Genomic DNA, 19,664 nt, shown 5'->3' on the forward strand with positions numbered 1-19,664 from the left:
CCAGCCCTGAAGGTCCTGAATCCGGAAGCTCCTGAGTCCTGAAGGGTCCTGAGTCCTGAAGGGTCCTGAGTCCTGAAGGGTCCTGAGTGCTGAAGGGTCCTGAGTGCTGAAGGGTCCTGAGTCCTGAATGCTGGGTGTTCGCGCAAGAAGACCGCAAATGGTCCGTATATCGAACATGACCAACCGGGCAACGGACCATTTCCGGCCAAGTTCTTGACGCGCTCCTGACAGTACGCGCTCTCCAGTGCCACGCTTCCCACGGCCACTTCACAGCAACCCCACAGCTACGTCCGCTGTGTCGTCACACGGCCGCCCGCACCTGGTTCTCCGTACCGCCCCTGTTCTGCCCGGACGGCCCACCCGCCGCCGGTCTCCCCTGGCCGCGCGATCCGCGGCCACGCAGAAGGAGTCAGTGTTGAGAAGCAGTTCCTCTCGCAGACGCACCTCCCACACCCCGTACCGCAAGACCGCGGCCGTCGCCCTCGTCGGCGTCTCCGCACTCATCGCCGCCGCCGTGCAGTCCGGCGCCGCGACCGCCGCCCCGGAGAAGGCACCGCAGGCGGCGGGCAAGGCGATCCCGGGCGCCGAGTCGGTCCGGCTCACCCCCGCCCAGCGCGCCGAGCTGATACGCCAGGCCAACGCCGGCAAGGCGGACACCGCGAAGGACCTGGGCCTGGGCACCCAGGAGGCGCTGGTGGTCCGTGACGTCGTGAAGGACGCCGACGGCACGGTGCACACCCGCTACGAGCGCACCTACGCCGGCCTCCCCGTCCTCGGCGGCGACCTGGTCGTCGACACCGCCAAGTCCGGCCGGACCGAGGGCGTCGTCAAGGCCACCCGGGCCGCGATCAAGGTCGCCTCGCTCACGCCGGCCGTCACCGCGGCCAAGGCGGAGAAGCAGGCGCTCACGCTCGCCGAGGACGCGGGCGCCGAGAAGGCCGGCACCAACCGCGCGCCGCGCAAGGTGATCTGGGCCGCGAACGGCAGGCCGACCCTCGCCTACGAGACCGTGGTGGGCGGCCTCCAGGAGGACGGCACCCCGAACGAGCTGCACGTCGTCACGGACGCGGCCACCGGTGCGAAGCTCTACGAGTACCAGGGCATCGAGACCGGCACCGGCAACACGATGTACAGCGGCCAGGTCACCCTCGGCACCACGCAGTCCGGGTCGACGTACAACCTGACCGACGGGGCGCGCGGCAGCCACAAGACGTACAACCTCAACCGCGGCACCTCCGGCACCGGCACGCTCTTCTCCGGCTCCGACGACGTGTGGGGCAACGGCAGCGCCTCCAACGCGGAGACGGCCGGCGCCGACGCGCACTACGGCGCCGCGCTCACCTGGGACTACTACAAGAACGTCCAGGGCCGCAGCGGCATCCGCGGCGACGGTGTGGGCGCCTACTCCCGGGTCCACTACGGCAACGCGTACGTCAACGCGTTCTGGTCCGACAGCTGCTTCTGCATGACGTACGGCGACGGCGCGAGCAACACCCACCCGCTGACGTCCATCGACGTGGCCGGCCACGAGATGACCCACGGCGTGACGTCGAACACCGCGGGCCTCAACTACTCGGGCGAGTCCGGCGGTCTGAACGAGGCCACCTCCGACATCTTCGGCACGGCGGTCGAGTTCTACGCCAACAACTCCTCCGACGTCGGTGACTACCTCATCGGCGAGGAGATCGACATCAACGGCGACGGCACCCCGTTGCGCTACATGGACAAGCCCAGCAAGGACGGCTCGTCCAAGGACAGCTGGTACTCGGGCATCGGCTCGATCGACGTGCACTACTCGTCCGGTCCGGCGAACCACTTCTTCTACCTGCTGAGCGAGGGCAGCGGCACCAAGACCATCAACGGTGTCACCTACAACTCGCCCACCTCGGACGGCCTTCCGGTCACCGGCATCGGCCGCGCCAAGGCGGAGAAGATCTGGTTCCGCGCGCTGACCACGAAGTTCACGTCCACGACCAACTACGCGGCGGCCCGCACCGGCACGCTCGCGGCGGCGGGTGAGCTGTACGGCACCACGTCGGCCGAGTACAAGGCGGTGCAGGACGCGTGGGCGGGTGTCGCGGTCGGCTCGCGCTCCGACGGCGGGGGCGGCGGTGGCGGTACGTCCTTCGAGAACGCCGCCGACGTATCGATACCGGACAACGGCGCGGCCGTCACCTCGTCGATCACCGTGTCCGGCCGGACGGGCAACGCGCCGTCGAACCTCCAGGTGGGTGTCGACATCGTCCACACCTACATCGGCGACCTTCAGGTGCAGCTGGTCGCTCCCGACGGCACGGCGTACACGCTGAAGGCGTACGGCACCGGCGGCAGCACCGACAACATCAACACCACCTACACGGTGAACGCCTCGTCCGAGGTGGCCAACGGGACCTGGCAGCTGCGAGTCCAGGACAACGCGGCCATCGACACCGGCTACATCAACAGCTGGAAGCTCACCTTCCCGTAGGCCCCTGGCCTTCGGCACTCCTGGACAGGGCGCCGCCCCGGTGGTTCGACTCCCCGGGGCGGCGCCCCGCTTTTTTGCCACGCGCTGAGACGCGCCTTGTCAGCCCTTTACCGAGGTCAACTCCGTTTACATTCCTGAAACTTTCACCCGGTGGTCGACTTTCGGTCAACATCACTTGAGGGGCCTGACATGTACGCGCCCCTGATGTCACTCTTCCTGGCAACCGCCGCACAACTTCACCACCACTCCGGCCGGCCGCCCCACGCCGGTACCGGACTCCCCCACAAAGGAGCTTGTGTGACCTCCGTCTACGCGCGTCACAAGCGCACCACTCTGGCCATCGCCACCGCCGTCGCGGCCGGAGCACTGCTCACCACCGGTCTGACCACCGGTTCCGCCGCCGCCCAGACCCCGGCCGAGGGCACCGGCAAGACGCCCCTCGCGGCACCGATCACGCTGTCCGCGGCCACCCGCACCGCCCTGATCCAGGACAAGCAGGCGGCGGCCACGGACACCGCCCGGGAGATAGGCCTCGGCGCCAAGGAGGCGCTGGTCGTCCGTGACGTCGTGAAGGACGCCGACGGCACGGTGCACACCCGCTACGAGCGCACCTACGCCGGTCTCCCGGTGCTCGGCGGCGACCTGGTCGTCCACGAGTCGGCCTCTGGTGCCCAGAAGGTCACCAAGGCGACCACGGCCACCATCAAGGTCGCCTCGGTCAAGCCGGCCATCGCCGCGGCCAAGGCGGAGAAGCAGGCCCTGACGCTGGCGAAGGCGGCCGGCTCGGACAAGACCGAGGCCGGCGACGCCCCCCGCAAGGTGATCTGGGCGGGCAACGGCAGCGCGCCGGTCCTCGCCTACGAGACGGTCGTCGGCGGCCTCCAGGAGGACGGCACCCCGAACGAGCTCCACGTCATCACCGACGCGGCCACCGGCAAGAAGCTGTACGAGTACCAGGGCATCGAGACCGGCACGGGCAAGAGCCTCTACTCCGGAACCGTCACCCTCGGCACGTACCTCTCGGGCTCGACGTACCAGCTGTACGACACCTCGCGCGGCGGCCACAAGACGTACAACAAGGCCCACGGCACCAGCTCCTCCGCGGGCACCCTGTTCACCGACGCCGACGACACGTGGGGCACCGGCGCGGCGTCCAGCTCGACCACCGACCAGACCGCGGCCGTCGACGCCGCGTACGGCGCGCAGGTCACCTGGGACTTCTACAAGAACACCTTCGGCCGCAGCGGCATCAAGAACGACGGCAAGGCGGCGTACTCCCGGGTCCACTACGGCAACGCGTACGTCAACGCCTTCTGGGACGACAGCTGCTTCTGCATGACGTACGGCGACGGCGAGAGCAACACCCACCCGCTGACGTCCATCGACGTGGCCGGCCACGAGATGACCCACGGCGTCACCTCCAACACCGCGGGCCTCAACTACTCGGGCGAGTCCGGCGGCCTCAACGAGGCGACCTCCGACATCTTCGGCACGGCCGTCGAGTTCTACGCGGCGAACTCCAAGGACGTCGGCGACTACCTCATCGGCGAGAAGATCGACATCAACGGCGACGGCTCCCCGCTGCGCTACATGGACCAGCCGAGCAAGGACGGCGCGTCGGCCAACTACTGGTCCTCGTCGCTGAAGAACCTGGACGTCCACTACTCGTCCGGCCCGGCGAACCACTTCTTCTACCTGCTGTCGGAGGGCAGCGGCTCGAAGACGATCAACGGGGTCTCGTACAACTCCCCGACGTACAACGGCTCGACCGTCACCGGCATCGGACGCGCCAAGGCCGTCCAGATCTGGTACAAGGCGCTGACCGAGTACTTCACGTCGACCACCACGTACAAGGGCGCCCGCACCGGCACCCTGAGCGCGGCGGCGGCGCTGTACGGCTCCACCAGCACGGAGTACAAGGCGGTGGCGGCTGCCTGGTCGGCCGTCAACGTCAGCTGAACGGCCTCCGGCCGACAAGGACTCTGATGGAGTGACGGGCGGCCCCCGGGACGAAGGCATCCCCGGGTGCCGCCCTACTCTTGGGTCCCATGTCTGTTGGGGACTTCACCTACGAACACGTCGGCGCGACCCTTCGCGACGCCGGTTTCTGCCCGCCCGGCTTCCACCCCCTCCGCGTCCGCACGCGCATCGGCGAGGGCGAGGAGGTCTTCCGGCGCGCGGCGGAGGCGGTCCTCACATGGGAGATGCACCGCGCTCTGGGCGTGGGCATCGACGCGTCCGCGGACCGGGCTTCCGAGGGCGTCGATGTGACGGTCACGCTCGCGGGCATGATCAAGGCGCCGTGCCGGGTGGTCTGGGCGGTCGAGGAGTACCGCCGGTCGGGCTGGGCCTACGGCACGCTGTCCGGCCACCCCGAGTGCGGGGAGGAGGCGTTCCTGGTGGAGCGGACCGGGGACGGCACGGTGTGGCTGACGGTGTCCGCGTTCAGCCGCCCCGCCAAGTGGTACGCACGGGCGGGCGGGGCGGCTGTGCGCGGGCTGCAGAACGCGTACGCGCGGCGGTGCGGGGTGGTGCTGCGCAGGCTGTGCGCCGGTACGGAGGAGCTGTGACCGGCCGTCTCACGGAGGAGCGGTAGCGCCCCTCCGGCTCAACGCATCAACACCCCTCCGGCCTCGACCAGTTCCTCCGAAGGCACCGCCACCAACCCCAACTCCGCGCTGGAGGCGAGGAGTCGGTGCGCCGGGAGGATCCGGACCGTGTAGCCGTACGGCCCGGTGCGGTCGAGGGACAGCGGACCCTCGTACACCCACCGCCCCTCGTGGTCCGGCCCGCCCGTCGGCTTCAGCGGGACGGCCGTCGCGTCCGCGATGCGGTCGTCCGAGTCGACCCGGCCCGACACCGCCTGAACCTCGACATCGTCCGGACCGAGGTCGCCGAGCCCCACCCGCACGTGCAGCGTGAGGGTCGCGCCGAGTTCGGCCGTCGGTGTCGCCGCCGAGGTCTCGACGTGGTCGACCGTCACCCCGTGCCAGGACGCGCGCACCCTGGCCTTCCACTCCGCCAGTTCACGGGCGGAGTCCGTGTCCATCGAGCGGTGGGCCAGGGACGCGGGCGCGTAGAGGCGCTCGACGTACTCGCGGACCATCCGCCCCGCCAGCACCTTCGGTCCGAGAAGCGTCAGCGTCTGGCGGACCATCTCGATCCAGCGGTCGGGCAGACCCGCCTGGCCCCGCTCGTAGAAGCGGGGAGTGACCCTCTGCTCCAGCAGGTCGTAGAGCGCCGCCGCCTCTATGTCGTCCCGGCGGTCCGGATCCGTGCCGTCGCCGTCCGCCGTGGGGATCGCCCAGCCGAAGTCGGGCTGGAACCACTCGTCCCACCAGCCGTCCAGGACGGACAGGTTGAGGCAGCCGTTCAGCGCCGCCTTCATGCCGGACGTCCCGCAGGCCTCCAGCGGCCGGAGCGGGTTGTTCAGCCAGATGTCGCAGCCCGGGTAGAGCTTCTGGGCCATCGCCATGCCGTAGTCGGGAAGGAACACGATCCGGTGGCGGACCCGTGGGTCGTCCGCGAACCGGACCAGCTCCTGGACCAGGCGTTTGCCGCCGTCGTCCGCCGGGTGCGCCTTGCCCGCGACCACGATCTGGACGGGGCGTTCGGGATGCAGGAGCAGGTCCATCAGGCGGTCCCGGTCCCGCAGCATCAGCGTCAGGCGCTTGTACGACGGAACCCTGCGCGCGAAACCGATCGTCAGGACGTCGGGGTCCAGTACGCCCTCGATCCAGCCCAGCTCCGCCGTGCCCGCGCCCCGCTGCCGCCACGAGGCGCGCAGCCGGTGCCGTACCTCGGTCACCAGCTGCTCGCGCAGTACCCGCCGCAGCTCCCAGATGTCCTGGTCCGGGATGTCCGAGACCGCGTCCCAGCGGCCCGCGCCGCCCACCGTCAGAGCGTCATCGGCGCGCTGGGCACCGACCTGGCGGGCGCCCAGCCGGAACACCTCGGGGGCGACCCAGGTGGGGGCGTGCACGCCGTTCGTCACCGAGGTGATCGGCACCTCGTCGGGGTCGAAGCCCGGCCACAGGCCCGAGAACATCTCCCGGCTGACGTGACCATGAAGGAGCGAGACGCCGTTGGCGCGTTGCGCCAGGCGCAGGCCCATCACCGCCATGTTGAAGAGGTTGGGCTCGCCGCCGGGATACGTCTCCATGCCCAGCTGCAGGATGCGGTGGACCTCGATGCCCGGGAGCTCGGCGTGGGGGCCGAAGTGGTGGGCGACCAGTTCACGGTCGAAGCGGTCGATGCCCGCCGGGACGGGGGTGTGCGTGGTGAAGACCGTTCCCGCGCGGACCGACTCCAGCGCCGCGTCGAAGTCCAGGCGGGCCTCGTCGCAGAGCTCGGCGATGCGCTCCAGGCCCAGGAAGCCCGCATGGCCCTCGTTCGTGTGGAAGACCTCCGGCTGGGGGTGCCCGGTCAGACGGCAGTACGTCCGGACCGCGCGCACTCCCCCTATGCCGAGCAGCATCTCCTGCAGCAGGCGGTGCTCGCTGCCGCCTCCGTACAGGCGGTCGGTCACTCCGCGTTCCCCGAGATCGTTCTCCTCCACGTCCGAGTCGAGCATGAGGAGCGGGACGCGGCCCACCTGGGCCAGCCAGATGCGGGCGTGGAGCCGTTTGTCGCCGGGGAGGGCGAGGGAGACCTGGGCGGGGGTGCCGTCCGGCTCCTTCAGCAGGGCGACCGGGAGCTCGTTGGGGTCCAGGACCGGATAGTGCTCCTGCTGCCAGCCGTCCCGGGAGAGGGACTGACGGAAGTAGCCGTGCCGGTAGAGGAGCCCCACGCCGATCAGGGGTACGCCGAGGTCGCTGGCCGCCTTGAGATGGTCGCCGGCGAGGATGCCGAGGCCGCCGGAGTACTGGGGCAGGGCGGCCGTGATGCCGAACTCGGGGGAGAAGTACGCGATGGCGGCCGGGAGTTCGCCGGACTGCGTCTGGTACCAGCGGTCGCCCGTCACGTAGTCGTGGAGGTCGGCCGCGGCCGTGCCGAGCCGGCGCAGGAAGCGGCGGTCCTCGGCCAGCTCCGTGAGCCGCGCCGGCGAGACGCTGCCGAGGAGCCGCACGGGGTCGCCGTCCGAGGCGGCCCAGCGCTCGGGATCGACGGACTGGAAGAGGTCGCGGGTCTCCGCGTGCCAGGACCAGCGCAGATTGCGGGCCAGGTCGCTGAGTGGCCGGAGGGGTTCGGGGAGGACTGGACGGACGGTGAATCGACGGATCGCCTTCACATTCCACCTCGACGCGTTCGCTGGAGGACGCACGACGATGTGCGTGGTCGTCTCCTACGACGGTACCGGTGTTCACGCGTCCACCGCGGGGGCTTCTCGCCCCCGGCCCCCCGCTTCGGCCTGAAGTCCGCTCGCGCACGCCGCTCACCCACCGCGTCGATCCGGGGGCGCGCGGCGCTCGGCCACGCCGTCCATCCCGCGGGCAGTCGTGCCGCCTGGGGCGATGAGGGTCCCCCGCTCGAGCGAAGCCGAGAACGAGGGAGAGCGGACGCGGACGGCACCCGTCAGCGCCGGGTTGCGCGCCTCGCCCCCGCGCCGACCGCAGCCGCGGGCACCCGACCATCGGCCTCCGCCTGTCGCAGGCACTCGCGGCGGACGGCACCCCGTCAGCGCCGGCCTGCACGACCCACCCCCACGCCGACCGCAGCCCCGGGCACCCGACGCTCAGCCACCGCGTCGATCCGGGGGCGCGCGGCGCTCGGCCACCCCGTCCATCCCGCGGGCAGTCGTGCCGCCTGGGGCGATGGAGGTCCCCCCGCTCGGGCGAAGCCGAGAACGGGGGGAGAGCGGACGCGGACGGCACCCGTCAGCGCCGGGTTGCGCGCCCCACCCCCGCGCCGACCGCAGCCGCGGGCACCCGACCATCGGCCTCCGCCTGTCGCGGGCACTCGCGGCGGACGGCACCCCGTCAGCGCCCGCCTGCACGACCCACCCCCACGCCGACCGCAGCCCCGGGCACCTGCGCGCCGCCCGCCGCAGGCACGCGCACACACTGTCCAGAATTCAACGCAACCTTCACGCATCCCCCATGGCCGACATGGCCGATTCCACCCCCGTAGGCCCCCTTGTGTGCCTTCACACCGCACGAAATGCTGCCCGGGGGCGTACCGGCCCGCGCCGGTTCCACCGGGCGCGACACGGCTGCCGTACGCCGAGTTGAGGAGGGGAACTCACACCATGGCACGGACGCGAACACGGCGTCTGCGCTGGGCGGGGGGCTTCACCGCGGCGACCTGTGCCGCCGCGCTTTCGGCCGTCACGCTGCCCGCGCACGCCGCACCGGAGGGGCTCATACTCGGCGCCGGAGACCCCGGCTCCGTCAGCGGAAGTTACCTGGTGACACTCAAGGGGGGAACGAAGGCCCCGTCGGCGGCCGGAAAAGGCCTCGCCGAGAAGTACGGGGCGAAAATAAGCCACACCTACGGCACGGTCCTCAACGGCTACGCCGTGAAGGCGAACGAGAGACAGGCCCGTCTCCTCGCGGCCGACTCCCGCGTGGCCTCCGTCACCCAGGACACCCGCGTCACACTCGAGCACACGCAGAAGAACCCGCCGTCCTGGGGCCTCGACCGCGTCGACCAGCCCGCTCTACCGCTCGACAAGAGCTATGCCTGGCCCGACTCCGCGGGCAGCGGAGTGACGGTGTACGTGATCGACACCGGCATCCGGATCACGCACAAGGACTTCGGCGGCCGCGCCGCATACGGGTGGGACTTCGTCGGAAACGACAAGAGCGCCGGTGACGGCAACGGACACGGCACCCACGTCGCCGGCACCATCGCCGGAGCAAGGTACGGCGTCGCCAAGAAAGCCAAGGTCGTCGCCGTACGGGTCCTGGACAACGACGGCGCCGGCACCACCGCACAGGTCATCGCCGGCATCGACTGGGTCACCAGGAACGCGAAGAAGCCCGCGATCGCCAACCTCAGCCTCGGCGGCTACTACAACGCGCAGCTCGACGCCGCCGTACGCAACTCGATCAGGTCCGGCGTGACGTACACCGTCGCCGCGGGCAACGACGGGCTGCCGGCCGCCCTGTACTCCCCCGCGGACGTACGGGAGGCCATCACGGTCGGCGCGAGCGACAGGAAGGACGCGAAGGCTGCCTTCTCCAACTTCGGATCCGCCCTCGACCTGTTCGCCCCGGGCGTGTCGATCACCTCGGCGTCGTACGCGAGCGACACGGGCAGGGCGACCTTCTCCGGTACGTCGATGGCGTCGCCGCACGCGGCGGGCGCGGCCGCGCTCTATCTGGCCGACCGCCCGAAGGCCACACCCGCACAGGTCGCGGCGGGGCTGGTTGCACTCGCGGCGACCGGGAAGGTGTCCGGCAGGGGCCTCGGCTCACCGAACAGACTTCTGCAGGTACCGCCCTCGTAGGGGCGGATCCCGCCACCGGCCCCGTTCGTCGCGGATGGGGCCGGTCTTGTGTGTAGACATACGCGTGAGTAGTTAACAAAGTGCCGGATTGCTCACCCGAATAGGGTGGGAAGGCTCCTCCGGTACACGACTCGAGTACGCCACCCGGCGCACCCCGAGGTACACCCCCCGTACCCAGCACGCACGACCCATGCAGGACCCACCTCCCCACAGCCATCCGCCCACCCACGTTGACGCGGACAGGAGCCGGTCATGCCCGCCACGCACCACTCGTCAGCACCCCCGACACACAGCACCCAAGCGCCCCCCGCGCGCCCGGTCGGCGCCGGTCCGCCGGCTCCGGAGCAACCCTCCGTGGGCGGCGCCACCGCCGTCGGGCGCATACCTGTCCTCGACGTCCGGCCGGTCGTCCAGCACGGGCGCCGTCCCGCCAAGGCGGTGACCGGCGAAACGTTCGAGATCTCGGCGACCGTGTTCCGCGAGGGTCATGACGCCGTCGCCGCCAACGTCGTACTGACGGATCCGGACGGCCGTCCCGGTCCGTGGACGCCCATGCGGGAACTCGCCCCCGGCACGGACCGGTGGGGCGCCACCGTCACCGCCGGAGCGCCGGGCCACTGGACCTACACCGTCGAGGCCTGGGCGGATCCGGTCACCACCTGGCGCCATCACGCGGAGATCAAGATCCCGGCGGGGATGGACACGGACCTGGTCCTGGAGGAGGGTGCGCGGCTGTACGAGCGGGCGGCCGCCGGAGTACCCAAGGGCGGCCGGAAACGGGACGTCGTCCTCGCCGCCGTCGACGCACTCCGCGACGAGAGCCGCCCGGCCGCCTCCCGGCTGGCGGGGGCGTTGACGCCGGAGGTGGGTGCGGTGCTGGCCCGGTATCCGCTGCGGGAGCTGGTCACGGCGTCCGGGACGCTGCCGCTGCTGGTGGAGCGCGAGCGGGCCCTGTACGGCGCCTGGTACGAGTTCTTCCCCCGCTCCGAGGGCGCCCCCGAGCGGCCGCACGGCACCTTCCGCACCGCCGCCCGCCGTCTTGCGGCCATCGCCGCGATGGGCTTCGACGTGGTCTACCTGCCGCCCATCCACCCCATCGGCACCACCTTCCGCAAGGGCCGCAACAACACGCTCAACCCCACCCCCGACGACGTGGGCGTGCCCTGGGCGATCGGCTCCCCGGAGGGCGGCCACGACGCCGTCCACCCCGACCTGGGCACCCTCGAGGACTTCGCCTGGTTCGTGGACCGGGCGGCGGAGGCCGGCCTGGAGATCGCCCTGGACTTCGCCCTGCAGTGCTCCCCGGACCACCCCTGGGTGCACAAGCACCCCGAGTGGTTCCACCACCGCCCCGACGGCAGCATCGCCTACGCCGAGAACCCGCCGAAGAAGTACCAGGACATCTACCCCATCGCCTTCGACGCCGACATGGACGGCCTGATCGCGGAGACGCTGCGGGTGCTGCGGCACTGGATGTCCCACGGGGTGCGGATCTTCCGCGTGGACAACCCGCACACCAAACCGGTCGTGTTCTGGGAACGCGTGATCGCGGACATCAACCGCACCGACCCCGACGTGATCTTCCTGGCGGAGGCGTTCACCCGGCCGGCGATGATGCACACCCTGGCCCAGATCGGCTTCCAGCAGTCCTACACCTACTTCACCTGGCGCACCGGCAAACAGGAACTCACCGAGTACCTGACCGAGCTGTCGGGCGAGGCGGCCGCCTACATGCGGCCGAACTTCTTCGCCAACACCCCCGACATCCTGCACGCCTACCTCCAGCACGGCCACCGGCCCGCCTTCGAGGTCCGCGCGGTGCTCGCCGCCACGCTCTCACCGACCTGGGGCATCTACTCCGGCTACGAACTGTGCGAGAACACCCCGCTCAAGGACGGCAGCGAGGAGTACCTCGACTCGGAGAAGTACCAGCTCAAACCACGCGACTGGGAGGCCGCCGAACGCGCGGGAGCCACCATCGCCCCCCTGATCACCCGCCTCAACGAGATCAGGCGCCGCAGCCCGGCCCTCCGTCAGCTGCGCGATCTCCACTTCCACCAGGCGGACAAGGACGCGGTGATCGCGTATTCGAAGAGAAGCGGTTCGAACACGGTTCTGGTGGTCGCCAACCTCGACCCTCACCACACCCAGGAGGCCACCGTCTCGTTGGACATGCCACAACTCGGCCTGGACTGGCACGAGTCGGTGCCGGTGCGCGACGAGCTCACCGGCGAGACCTATCACTGGGGCAGGACCAACTATGTGCGCCTCGAACCGGGCATCCGGCCCGCGCATGTCTTCACCGTCCTGCGACCGTCCCCGCAGATCGGAGGGTCACCCACAAAATGATCGTCAATGAGCCCGTTCCGGACACTTTCGAGGACACACCGGCCAAGGACCGGGACCCGGAGTGGTTCAAGCGCGCCGTCTTCTACGAGGTCCTCGTCCGCTCCTTCCAGGACAGCAACGGGGACGGCGTCGGCGACCTCAAGGGCATCACCGCCAAACTCGACTACCTGCAGTGGCTCGGTGTCGACTGTCTGTGGCTGCCGCCCTTCTTCAAGTCGCCCCTGCGCGACGGCGGCTACGACGTCTCCGACTACACCTCCGTGCTGCCCGAGTTCGGCGACCTTGCCGACTTCGTCGAGTTCGTCGACGCCGCCCACCAGCGCGGCATGCGCGTGATCATCGACTTCGTCATGAACCACACCAGCGACCAGCACCCGTGGTTCCAGGAGTCTCGCAAGGACCCCGACGGCCCCTACGGCGACTACTACATGTGGGCCGACGACGACAAACAGTACGCCGACGCCCGCATCATCTTCGTCGACACGGAAGTCTCCAACTGGACCTTCGATCCCGTGCGCAAGCAGTACTTCTTTCACCGCTTCTTCTCCCACCAGCCGGACCTGAACTACGAGAACCCGGCCGTGCAGGAAGAGATGATCTCCGCGCTCCGCTTCTGGCTGGACCTGGGCATCGACGGATTCCGCCTGGACGCCGTGCCCTACCTGTACGCCGAGGAGGGCACGAACTGCGAGAACCTCCCCGCGACCCACGAGTTCCTCAAACGGGTGCGGAAGGAGATCGACGCCCACTACCCGGACACGGTGCTGCTGGCCGAGGCGAACCAGTGGCCCGAGGACGTGGTCGACTACTTCGGCGACTACCAGGCCGGCGGCGACGAATGCCACATGGCCTTCCACTTCCCCGTCATGCCCCGCATCTTCATGGCCGTGCGCAGGGAATCCCGCTACCCGGTCTCCGAGATCCTCGCCAAGACCCCCGCGATCCCCTCCAACTGCCAGTGGGGCATCTTCCTGCGCAACCACGACGAGCTCACCCTCGAAATGGTCACCGACGAAGAACGCGACTACATGTACGCGGAGTACGCCAAGGACCCGCGCATGCGCGCCAACATCGGCATCCGCCGCCGCCTGGCCCCCCTGCTCGACAACGACCGCAACCAGATCGAACTCTTCACCGCCCTGCTGCTGTCCCTGCCCGGATCACCGATCCTGTACTACGGCGACGAGATCGGCATGGGCGACAACATCTGGCTCGGCGACCGCGACGCCGTCCGCACCCCCATGCAGTGGACACCGGACCGCAACGCAGGTTTTTCCTCCAGTGACCCCGGCCGGCTCTTCCTGCCGACCATCATGGACCCGGTCTACGGCTACCAGGTCACCAACGTCGAGGCGTCCATGTCGTCGCCCTCGTCGCTGCTGCACTGGACCCGCCGCATGATCGAGATCCGCAAGCAGAACCCCGCCTTCGGACTCGGCTCCTACACCGAACTGCAGTCCTCCAACCCGGCCGTGATCGCCTTCCTGCGCGAGTACGAGGACGACCTCGTCCTGTGCGTGCACAACTTCTCCCGCTTCGCCCAGCCCACCGAACTGGACCTGCGCAGGTTCAACGGACGCCACCCCGTCGAGCTGTTCGGCGGGGTCCGTTTCCCCGCCATCGGGGAGCTGCCGTACCTGCTGACCCTGGCGGGACACGGCTTCTACTGGTTCCGGCTCCGGAAGGACGCGGCCTAGAACCCGGGGCGGGGCGTTTCTCCCGTCCCGCCCGGGGCACGCATCAGTAACACCCCGACCACGCGCGCGAGCCGAAGGGGCGCGCGGGTGTCGAGAGGTCGAGCGCGCGGAGGCCCGAAGGGCTGAGCACGGTCGAGCTCTCGACACCCGCTGGAGCGCCCCGGAGGAACGAGCCAAAATAAGGGGAAAGGACGTGACGCCATGGCGGAAACTGTCACACGTTCCAGCACGACAAGTCCTGGCCTGCTCGCGTCACTGGACCCGCTGCTGCGGGAGTGGCTGCCGCGGCAGCGCTGGTTCGCGGGCAAGGGGCGGCCGGTCACCGGTTTCTCCCTGGTGGCGGCCACGGAGCTGCTGCCCGCCGATGCCCGGCTCGGTCTGTACCACCTGCTGGTCCGCGTCCATCAGCCAAGCGCCCCGGGGGGCTCCTCCCACCCCGGGGACTGCTATCAGCTCCTGATAGGCGCGCGCGAGGCGCTGCCGCCCCGGCTGGCGCCCGCGCTGATCGGACACGTGGAGGACGGGCCGCTCGCCGGGAGGACGGTGTACGAGGCCCTGTACGACACCCGGCCCGCCGAACTGCTCCTGGAGGCCCTGCGCAGCCAGACCCGGATCGGCGGGCTGTACTTCGAGCGGGACCGCAACCAGGAGATCCGGGCCGGGCTGGTCCCGCGCATGATGTCCGCCGAGCAGTCGAATTCGTCGGTCGTCTACGGAGATACGTTCATTCTGAAGCTGTTGCGCCGGATCGTGCCCGGGATCAATCCCGACCTGGAACTGCCGCTGGCCCTGGCGCACGAGGGCTGTGCGCGGGTGCCCGCGCCTGCGGCATGGATACGGGCGGACTTCGACGGGGCCACGGAGGCGTCGTACGTCCTGGGTGTGCTCCAGCCCTTCGTGCAGGGCGCGGCGGACGGCTGGGAGCTGGCGCTGCGCGAGCTGGCCAAGGGCGAGGACTTCGCCGCCGAGGCGCGGGCGCTGGGGCGCGCCACCGCCGAGGTGCACACGGCCCTCGCCCGTGCGCTGCCCACGGTCACCCTGGGGCACGCCCAGTTGCAGCCGCTGGTCGACGGCATGATCGAGCGGCTCGACGCGGCCGCACAGGCCGTGCCGACGCTGCGCCCCCACGTGCCGGGGCTGCACTCCGCCTTCGCGGCGCTGGCCGACCTGGCCGCCGAGGGGCACACCTGGACCGCCCAGCGCATCCACGGCGACCTGCACCTCGGGCAGTGCCTGCGGGCTCCCGACGGGGAGTGGTCCCTGATCGACTTCGAGGGCGAGCCCGCCAAGCCGCTGGCCGAGCGGCGGATGCCGCAGCCGACGGTGCGGGACGTCGCGGGGATGCTGCGCTCCTTCGACTACGCGGCCCACTCCGCGGACCCGCCGGCGCCGGACTGGGCACAGGCGTGCCGGGCGGCGTACTGCTCCGGGTACGCCGAGGTCAGCGGCGTCGATCCGCGGACCGACCCCGTGCTGCTGCGGGCGTACGAGACGGACAAAGCGATCTACGAGGTCGTCTACGAGGCCCGCCACCGTCCCGACTGGCTGCCGGTGCCCATGGCCGCGATCGAGCGGTACGCCACACCCGACCTGACCTGACCGACCTTCTGACCCTCGCCGAGGAGGCTCCCGCCCGTGACCCCCCGCCCACCGTCCAGCGGCCCGGATCCGAAGAAGACGGCCGAGGAGAACAGCGCCGAGCGGCCGACGGCCGCGAAGAAGAAGAGCGCCGCGAAGAAGTCGGCGGCCAGGAAGACGCCGGCCGAAAAGGCAGCGGTGAAGAAGACCCCTGCCAAGAAGGCGGCACCGCCCGAGAAGACCGAGTCGGCCAAGAAGACCGCATCGGCCAAGAAAACGGCGTCGGCGAAGAAGGCGGTTGCCAAGAAGGCGACGGCACAGAAAGCGGCCACCGCTGCGAAGAAAGCCACGCCGAAGAAGGACTCCCCCAAGAAGGCCGCCGCGAAGAAGACCGCTCCCGAGAAGGCGGCGCCACTGGTCGTAGCCGTCTCCCCCGCGCTCGACGCCGGTGACCGCGAGCGGCTGCTCGACGGCACTCATCACGACCCGCACTCGGTGCTCGGCGCCCGTCCCGCACCGGGCGGGGTCGTCTTCCGGGCCTTCCGCCCGTACGCGCTGTCCGTCACGGTCGTGGCCGGGAATCTGCGGGCCGATCTGCACGACGACGGGGACGGGTTCTTCTCCGGGCTCCTCCCGCTGAACGACGTCCCGGAGTACCGGCTCCTCGTGACCTACGAGGGGACGGTGCAGGACACCGAGGACGCGTACCGTTTCCTGCCCGCGCTGGGCGATCTGGACCTGCATCTGATCGGCGAGGGCCGGCACGAGCAGCTGTGGCGGGCGCTGGGCGCGGAGCCCATGACGCACCAGGGTGTGACGGGCACCCGCTTCACCGTGTGGGCGCCCAACGCTCGGGGCGTGCGCCTGGCCGGCACGTTCAATTTCTGGGACGGCACCGGGTACCCGATGCGTTCGCTCGGCGGCTCGGGTGTCTGGGAGCTGTTCGTGCCGGGCATCGGCGAGGGCGAGCTGTACAAGTTCGAGATCACCCGCCCCGACGGCTCGAAGACCCTGCGCGCCGACCCGCTGGCCCGCCGCACCCAGGCCCCGCCCGACACGGCCTCGATCGTGCACGCCTCGCACCACGAGTGGAGCGACGGGGCGTGGCTGGCGCGGCGGGCCGACACGCCCGTGCACGAGTCGCCGTTCTCCGTCTACGAGGTCCATCTCGCGTCCTGGCGACCTGGACTGACGTACCGTCAACTCGCCGAACAGCTGCCGGCCTATGTCAAGGACCTGGGCTTCACGCACGTGGAGCTGATGCCGGTCGCCGAGCATCCCTTCGGCGGCTCCTGGGGCTACCAGGTCACCGGTTTCTACGCGCCGACGGCCCGCCTCGGCACCCCCGACGACTTCAAGTACCTGGTCGACGCCCTGCACCGGGCCGGCATCGGCGTCCTCATGGACTGGGTCCCGGCGCACTTCCCGCGCGACGACTGGGCACTGGCCGAGTTCGACGGCCGCCCCCTGTACGAGCACGAGGACCCGCTGCGCTCCGCCCACCCCGACTGGGGCACCCTCGAGTTCGACTTCGGGCGGCGCGAGGTGCGCAACTTCCTGGTCGCCAACGCGGTGTACTGGTGCGAAGAGTTCCACATCGACGGCCTGCGCGTGGACGCCGTCGCCTCCATGCTCTACCTCGACTACTCCCGTGAGCCGGGGCAGTGGATCCCGAACGTGCACGGCGGCCGGGAGAACCTGGACGCGGTGGCGTTCCTGCAGGAGATGAACGCGACCGTGTACCGGCGGGTGCCGGGTGTGATCACCGTCGCCGAGGAGTCCACGGCGTGGGACGGCGTCACGCGGGCCACGCACCACCAGGGACCGAGCGGCTTCGGCGGCCTCGGGTTCGGGCTGAAGTGGAACATGGGCTGGATGCACGACTCGCTCGAGTACGTGAGCCACGAGCCGGTCCACCGCAAGTACCACCACCACGAGATGACCTTCTCGATGGTCTACGCCTACAGCGAGAACTACGTCCTGCCCATCTCCCACGACGAGGTCGTCCACGGCAAGCGCTCGCTGGTGTCGAAGATGCCGGGCGACTGGTGGCAGCAGCGCGCCAACCACCGCGCCTACCTCGGATTCATGTGGGCCCACCCCGGCAAACAGCTGCTGTTCATGGGCCAGGAGTTCGCCCAGGGCGCCGAATGGTCCGAGGCGCACGGCCCCGACTGGTGGCTCCTCGACCCCGCCTACGGCGCCGAGGCCGACCACCGGGGGGTCAGAGACCTCGTCCGCGACCTCAACACCGTCTACCGCGCGACTCCGGCCCTGTGGCAGTGCGACGCCACGCCCGACGGCTTCCAGTGGGTGGTCGGGGACGCGGCCGACGACAACGTCTTCGCGTTCCTGCGCTTCGACGCGGAAGGCACGCCCCTGCTGGCCGTGTCCAACTTCTCCCCCGTCGTCCGGCAGGACTACCGCCTGGGTGTCCCCGACGACATCCCGGCCTGGCACGAAGTCCTCAACACCGACACGGCACGCTACGGCGGCGGCGACGTCACGAACCCCGACCCGGTCAAACCGGAGCCCCAGCCCTGGCACGGCCGCCCGGCAAGCATCCGCCTGACGCTGCCGCCGTTGTCAACGGTGTGGCTGCGGCCGGCGTAGCGTTTCCCGCCCCCGCCCAGCCCCCGGCCTATGCCCCACCCACCACCCGTTCATGGTGGGTGGGCGCAGGCCCGGGGGTCCGGGGGGCGGAGCCCCCTGGCGGGGTCGAAGGGGCGGAGCCCCTGGGATGGGACGGGTAGGGGCGGCGGGGGCGAGGAAACCTCAGCGACCCCCGAACATCAGCCTCCGCAGCGCCGCCAGCAGCCCCCTCGCCTGCCCGTCGGTGCCCTGCGCCTCCAAAGCCGACCGCGTCGGATGCGACCGGCCGAGCGACGGTGCACCCGCCGCCAGTTCGTACCGCACCGGCAGCACCCGCAGTCCCCGCACAACCGGCCCCGACCGCCACGGCAACTGATCGGCAGGAAGGGTCAGTTCGGCCTTGGTGAAGTGGTCGAAGACACGCCCCACCGCCGTGCTCACGATCAGTCCCCCCAGTTCGCGCGCCGCGCTGGGGCACTGGTGCGGACCCGCACCCCACCCCAGATGGGCCCGGGTGCTGACCGCCGCACCGATCATGTGGGAGGAGCCGACGGCCTGCAGTTCCCGGTGCGCTGCCGCCGCGGACGGCGAGACGAGGTCGCCTGCCCGGACCCAGAAGTCGCCCAGCCGGACGTCCCGCGCGGCGAAGCGGAAGCACATGTTGGCGACCGGCGGGTTGGCGAGCGCCGCCCGGTTGACGGTTTCGCCGAGCTGCCCGGCGGACAGGCTGCGGCGGACGGTGACGTTGCCGCGCAGCACCTCGAGCAGGGTGTTGAGGACCATGTTCCCGGTGATGTCGTTGAGGTAGACGGCGTTCATGAACAGCTCCCGGCCGAGCTGTTCGTCCGTGTAGTCCGGGTCGGCGAGCAGCATGTAGGACGTGAAGTCGTCTCCGGGGCGGGCCCTGCGGTGCGCGGCCAGCCGGGTGAACGCGGCCAGGGCCCGGGCGGTGGCGGGGCCCGAGTCGGGTCCGCCGTCCAGCATCCGCCACAGGTCCATGACCAGTTCGTCGCCGAGCTCCACAGGGCAGCCGAACAGCTTGGCGGTGACCATCAGCAGCAGCGGCCGCGTGTACTGCGCGCCCAGGTCGGCGTAGCCGGCCGAGCCCGACTCCGAGGCGAGCAGGGCGACCAGTTCGTCCGCGTACCGCTCCACGGCGGCCCGCAGCTCCCACCCCTCCTGGCTGCGGGCGGCCTGGAAGGGGCCGAGCGCCGAGCGGTGCGTGCGGCGTGCCGCCCCGTGTTCCTCCTCGTCCATGAACATCATCTGCCGCACCTCGTAGCCGGCGAGCAGCGGCCAGTCGGGCGGCAGTTGCCCCTGCGCGCGGGCCCGCCAGTAACGGATGTCCCGCCGCCACTGACTCTCGTTCCTGAGGACCTCCAGGACCTCGCGGTAACCGAGAACCAGCCACACCGGCACGCCCATCAGACCGACGGGCGCCACCGGACCGTAGGTCCGCCGCAGCCGCTCGTACACGGCGCCCGGGTCGGCATCGAACTCCGCGGTGAGCAGCGGTTCCACGGGCAGCGACTCGAGCGTGGGGCTGTCGGCCGGTGCGGTGGCGTAGGGGTGGGCTTCCATGTGCACACGC

Annotated in this window: 10 protein-coding genes; 8 read left to right on the forward strand and 2 right to left on the reverse strand. The window is 70.5% G+C overall.

Annotated features, from left to right (window positions below; genetic code table 11):
- Positions 1-415 precede the first annotated feature (415 nt).
- The 3 genes from ABZO29_RS15100 to ABZO29_RS15110 all read left to right on the forward strand — a co-directional run bounded on the left by ABZO29_RS15100 (position 416) and on the right by ABZO29_RS15110 (position 5,037).
- Positions 416-2,467 carry a M4 family metallopeptidase gene (locus ABZO29_RS15100; protein WP_367320700.1) on the forward strand — a complete coding sequence of 684 codons (2,052 nt, stop codon included), beginning with the start codon at positions 416-418 and terminating at the stop codon, positions 2,465-2,467.
- 297 nt (positions 2,468-2,764) lie between these two features.
- Positions 2,765-4,426, forward strand: a complete 1,662-nt coding sequence (locus tag ABZO29_RS15105) for a M4 family metallopeptidase (RefSeq protein ID WP_367320701.1) — start codon at positions 2,765-2,767, stop codon at positions 4,424-4,426.
- An 89-nt stretch (positions 4,427-4,515) separates the two neighbouring features.
- Positions 4,516-5,037: a DUF1990 family protein gene (locus ABZO29_RS15110; protein WP_367320702.1), complete on the forward strand. Its 522-nt coding sequence runs from the start codon at positions 4,516-4,518 to the stop codon at positions 5,035-5,037.
- Positions 5,038-5,075: 38 nt separating this feature from the next.
- On the opposite strand, the gene ABZO29_RS15115 is transcribed toward ABZO29_RS15110, so the two are convergent.
- The gene (locus ABZO29_RS15115) at positions 5,076-7,697 is read right to left on the reverse strand and encodes a glycosyltransferase family 1 protein (protein ID WP_367320703.1); all 2,622 of its coding nucleotides are present in this window, start codon (positions 7,695-7,697) and stop codon (positions 5,076-5,078) included.
- 957 nt (positions 7,698-8,654) lie between these two features.
- On the opposite strand from ABZO29_RS15115, the gene ABZO29_RS15120 reads away from it, so the two are divergent.
- The 5 genes from ABZO29_RS15120 (at position 8,655) to glgB (ending at position 18,094) form a co-directional block, all read left to right on the forward strand.
- Entirely contained in the window at positions 8,655-9,857 is a 1,203-nt protein-coding gene (locus tag ABZO29_RS15120) for a S8 family peptidase (protein ID WP_367320704.1), read from the forward strand.
- Between the two features lie 252 nt (positions 9,858-10,109).
- Positions 10,110-12,206 carry an alpha-1,4-glucan--maltose-1-phosphate maltosyltransferase gene (locus ABZO29_RS15125; protein WP_367320705.1) on the forward strand — a complete coding sequence of 699 codons (2,097 nt, stop codon included), beginning with the start codon at positions 10,110-10,112 and terminating at the stop codon, positions 12,204-12,206.
- On the forward strand, positions 12,203-13,903 hold the full coding sequence (gene treS / locus ABZO29_RS15130) for a maltose alpha-D-glucosyltransferase (protein WP_367320706.1): 1,701 nt from the start codon (positions 12,203-12,205) through the stop codon (positions 13,901-13,903). The genes ABZO29_RS15125 and treS overlap by 4 nt, the downstream gene beginning before the upstream one ends.
- A gap of 201 nt (positions 13,904-14,104) precedes the next feature.
- Positions 14,105-15,502: a maltokinase gene (locus tag ABZO29_RS15135; protein ID WP_367320707.1), complete on the forward strand. Its 1,398-nt coding sequence runs from the start codon at positions 14,105-14,107 to the stop codon at positions 15,500-15,502.
- A gap of 36 nt (positions 15,503-15,538) precedes the next feature.
- Positions 15,539-18,094 (forward strand): 1,4-alpha-glucan branching enzyme, encoded by a 2,556-nt coding sequence (glgB, locus tag ABZO29_RS15140; protein WP_367320708.1) that lies wholly within the window; start codon positions 15,539-15,541, stop codon positions 18,092-18,094.
- Positions 18,095-18,256: 162 nt separating this feature from the next.
- Here the strand turns inward: glgB and ABZO29_RS15145 are convergent, their stop codons facing one another.
- Complete coding sequence (locus ABZO29_RS15145) at positions 18,257-19,654, reverse strand: cytochrome (protein ID WP_367320709.1); 1,398 nt, start codon at positions 19,652-19,654, stop codon at positions 18,257-18,259.
- Positions 19,655-19,664: the final 10 nt, after the last annotated feature.

Origin of the sequence: Streptomyces sp. HUAS ZL42 (assembly GCF_040782645.1) — a bacterium.
Taxonomy (GTDB): Bacteria; Actinomycetota; Actinomycetes; order Streptomycetales; family Streptomycetaceae; genus Streptomyces.

Coding starts and splice junctions, on each gene's coding strand:
- ABZO29_RS15110 (WP_367320702.1), top strand. CDS start 4,516: ATGTCTGTTGGGGACTTCACCTACGAACACGTCGGCGCGACCCTTCGC.
- ABZO29_RS15120 (WP_367320704.1), top strand. CDS start 8,655: ATGGCACGGACGCGAACACGGCGTCTGCGCTGGGCGGGGGGCTTCACC.
- ABZO29_RS15125 (WP_367320705.1), top strand. CDS start 10,110: ATGCCCGCCACGCACCACTCGTCAGCACCCCCGACACACAGCACCCAA.
- treS (WP_367320706.1), top strand. CDS start 12,203: ATGATCGTCAATGAGCCCGTTCCGGACACTTTCGAGGACACACCGGCC.
- ABZO29_RS15135 (WP_367320707.1), top strand. CDS start 14,105: ATGGCGGAAACTGTCACACGTTCCAGCACGACAAGTCCTGGCCTGCTC.
- ABZO29_RS15145 (WP_367320709.1), bottom strand. CDS start 19,654: ATGGAAGCCCACCCCTACGCCACCGCACCGGCCGACAGCCCCACGCTC.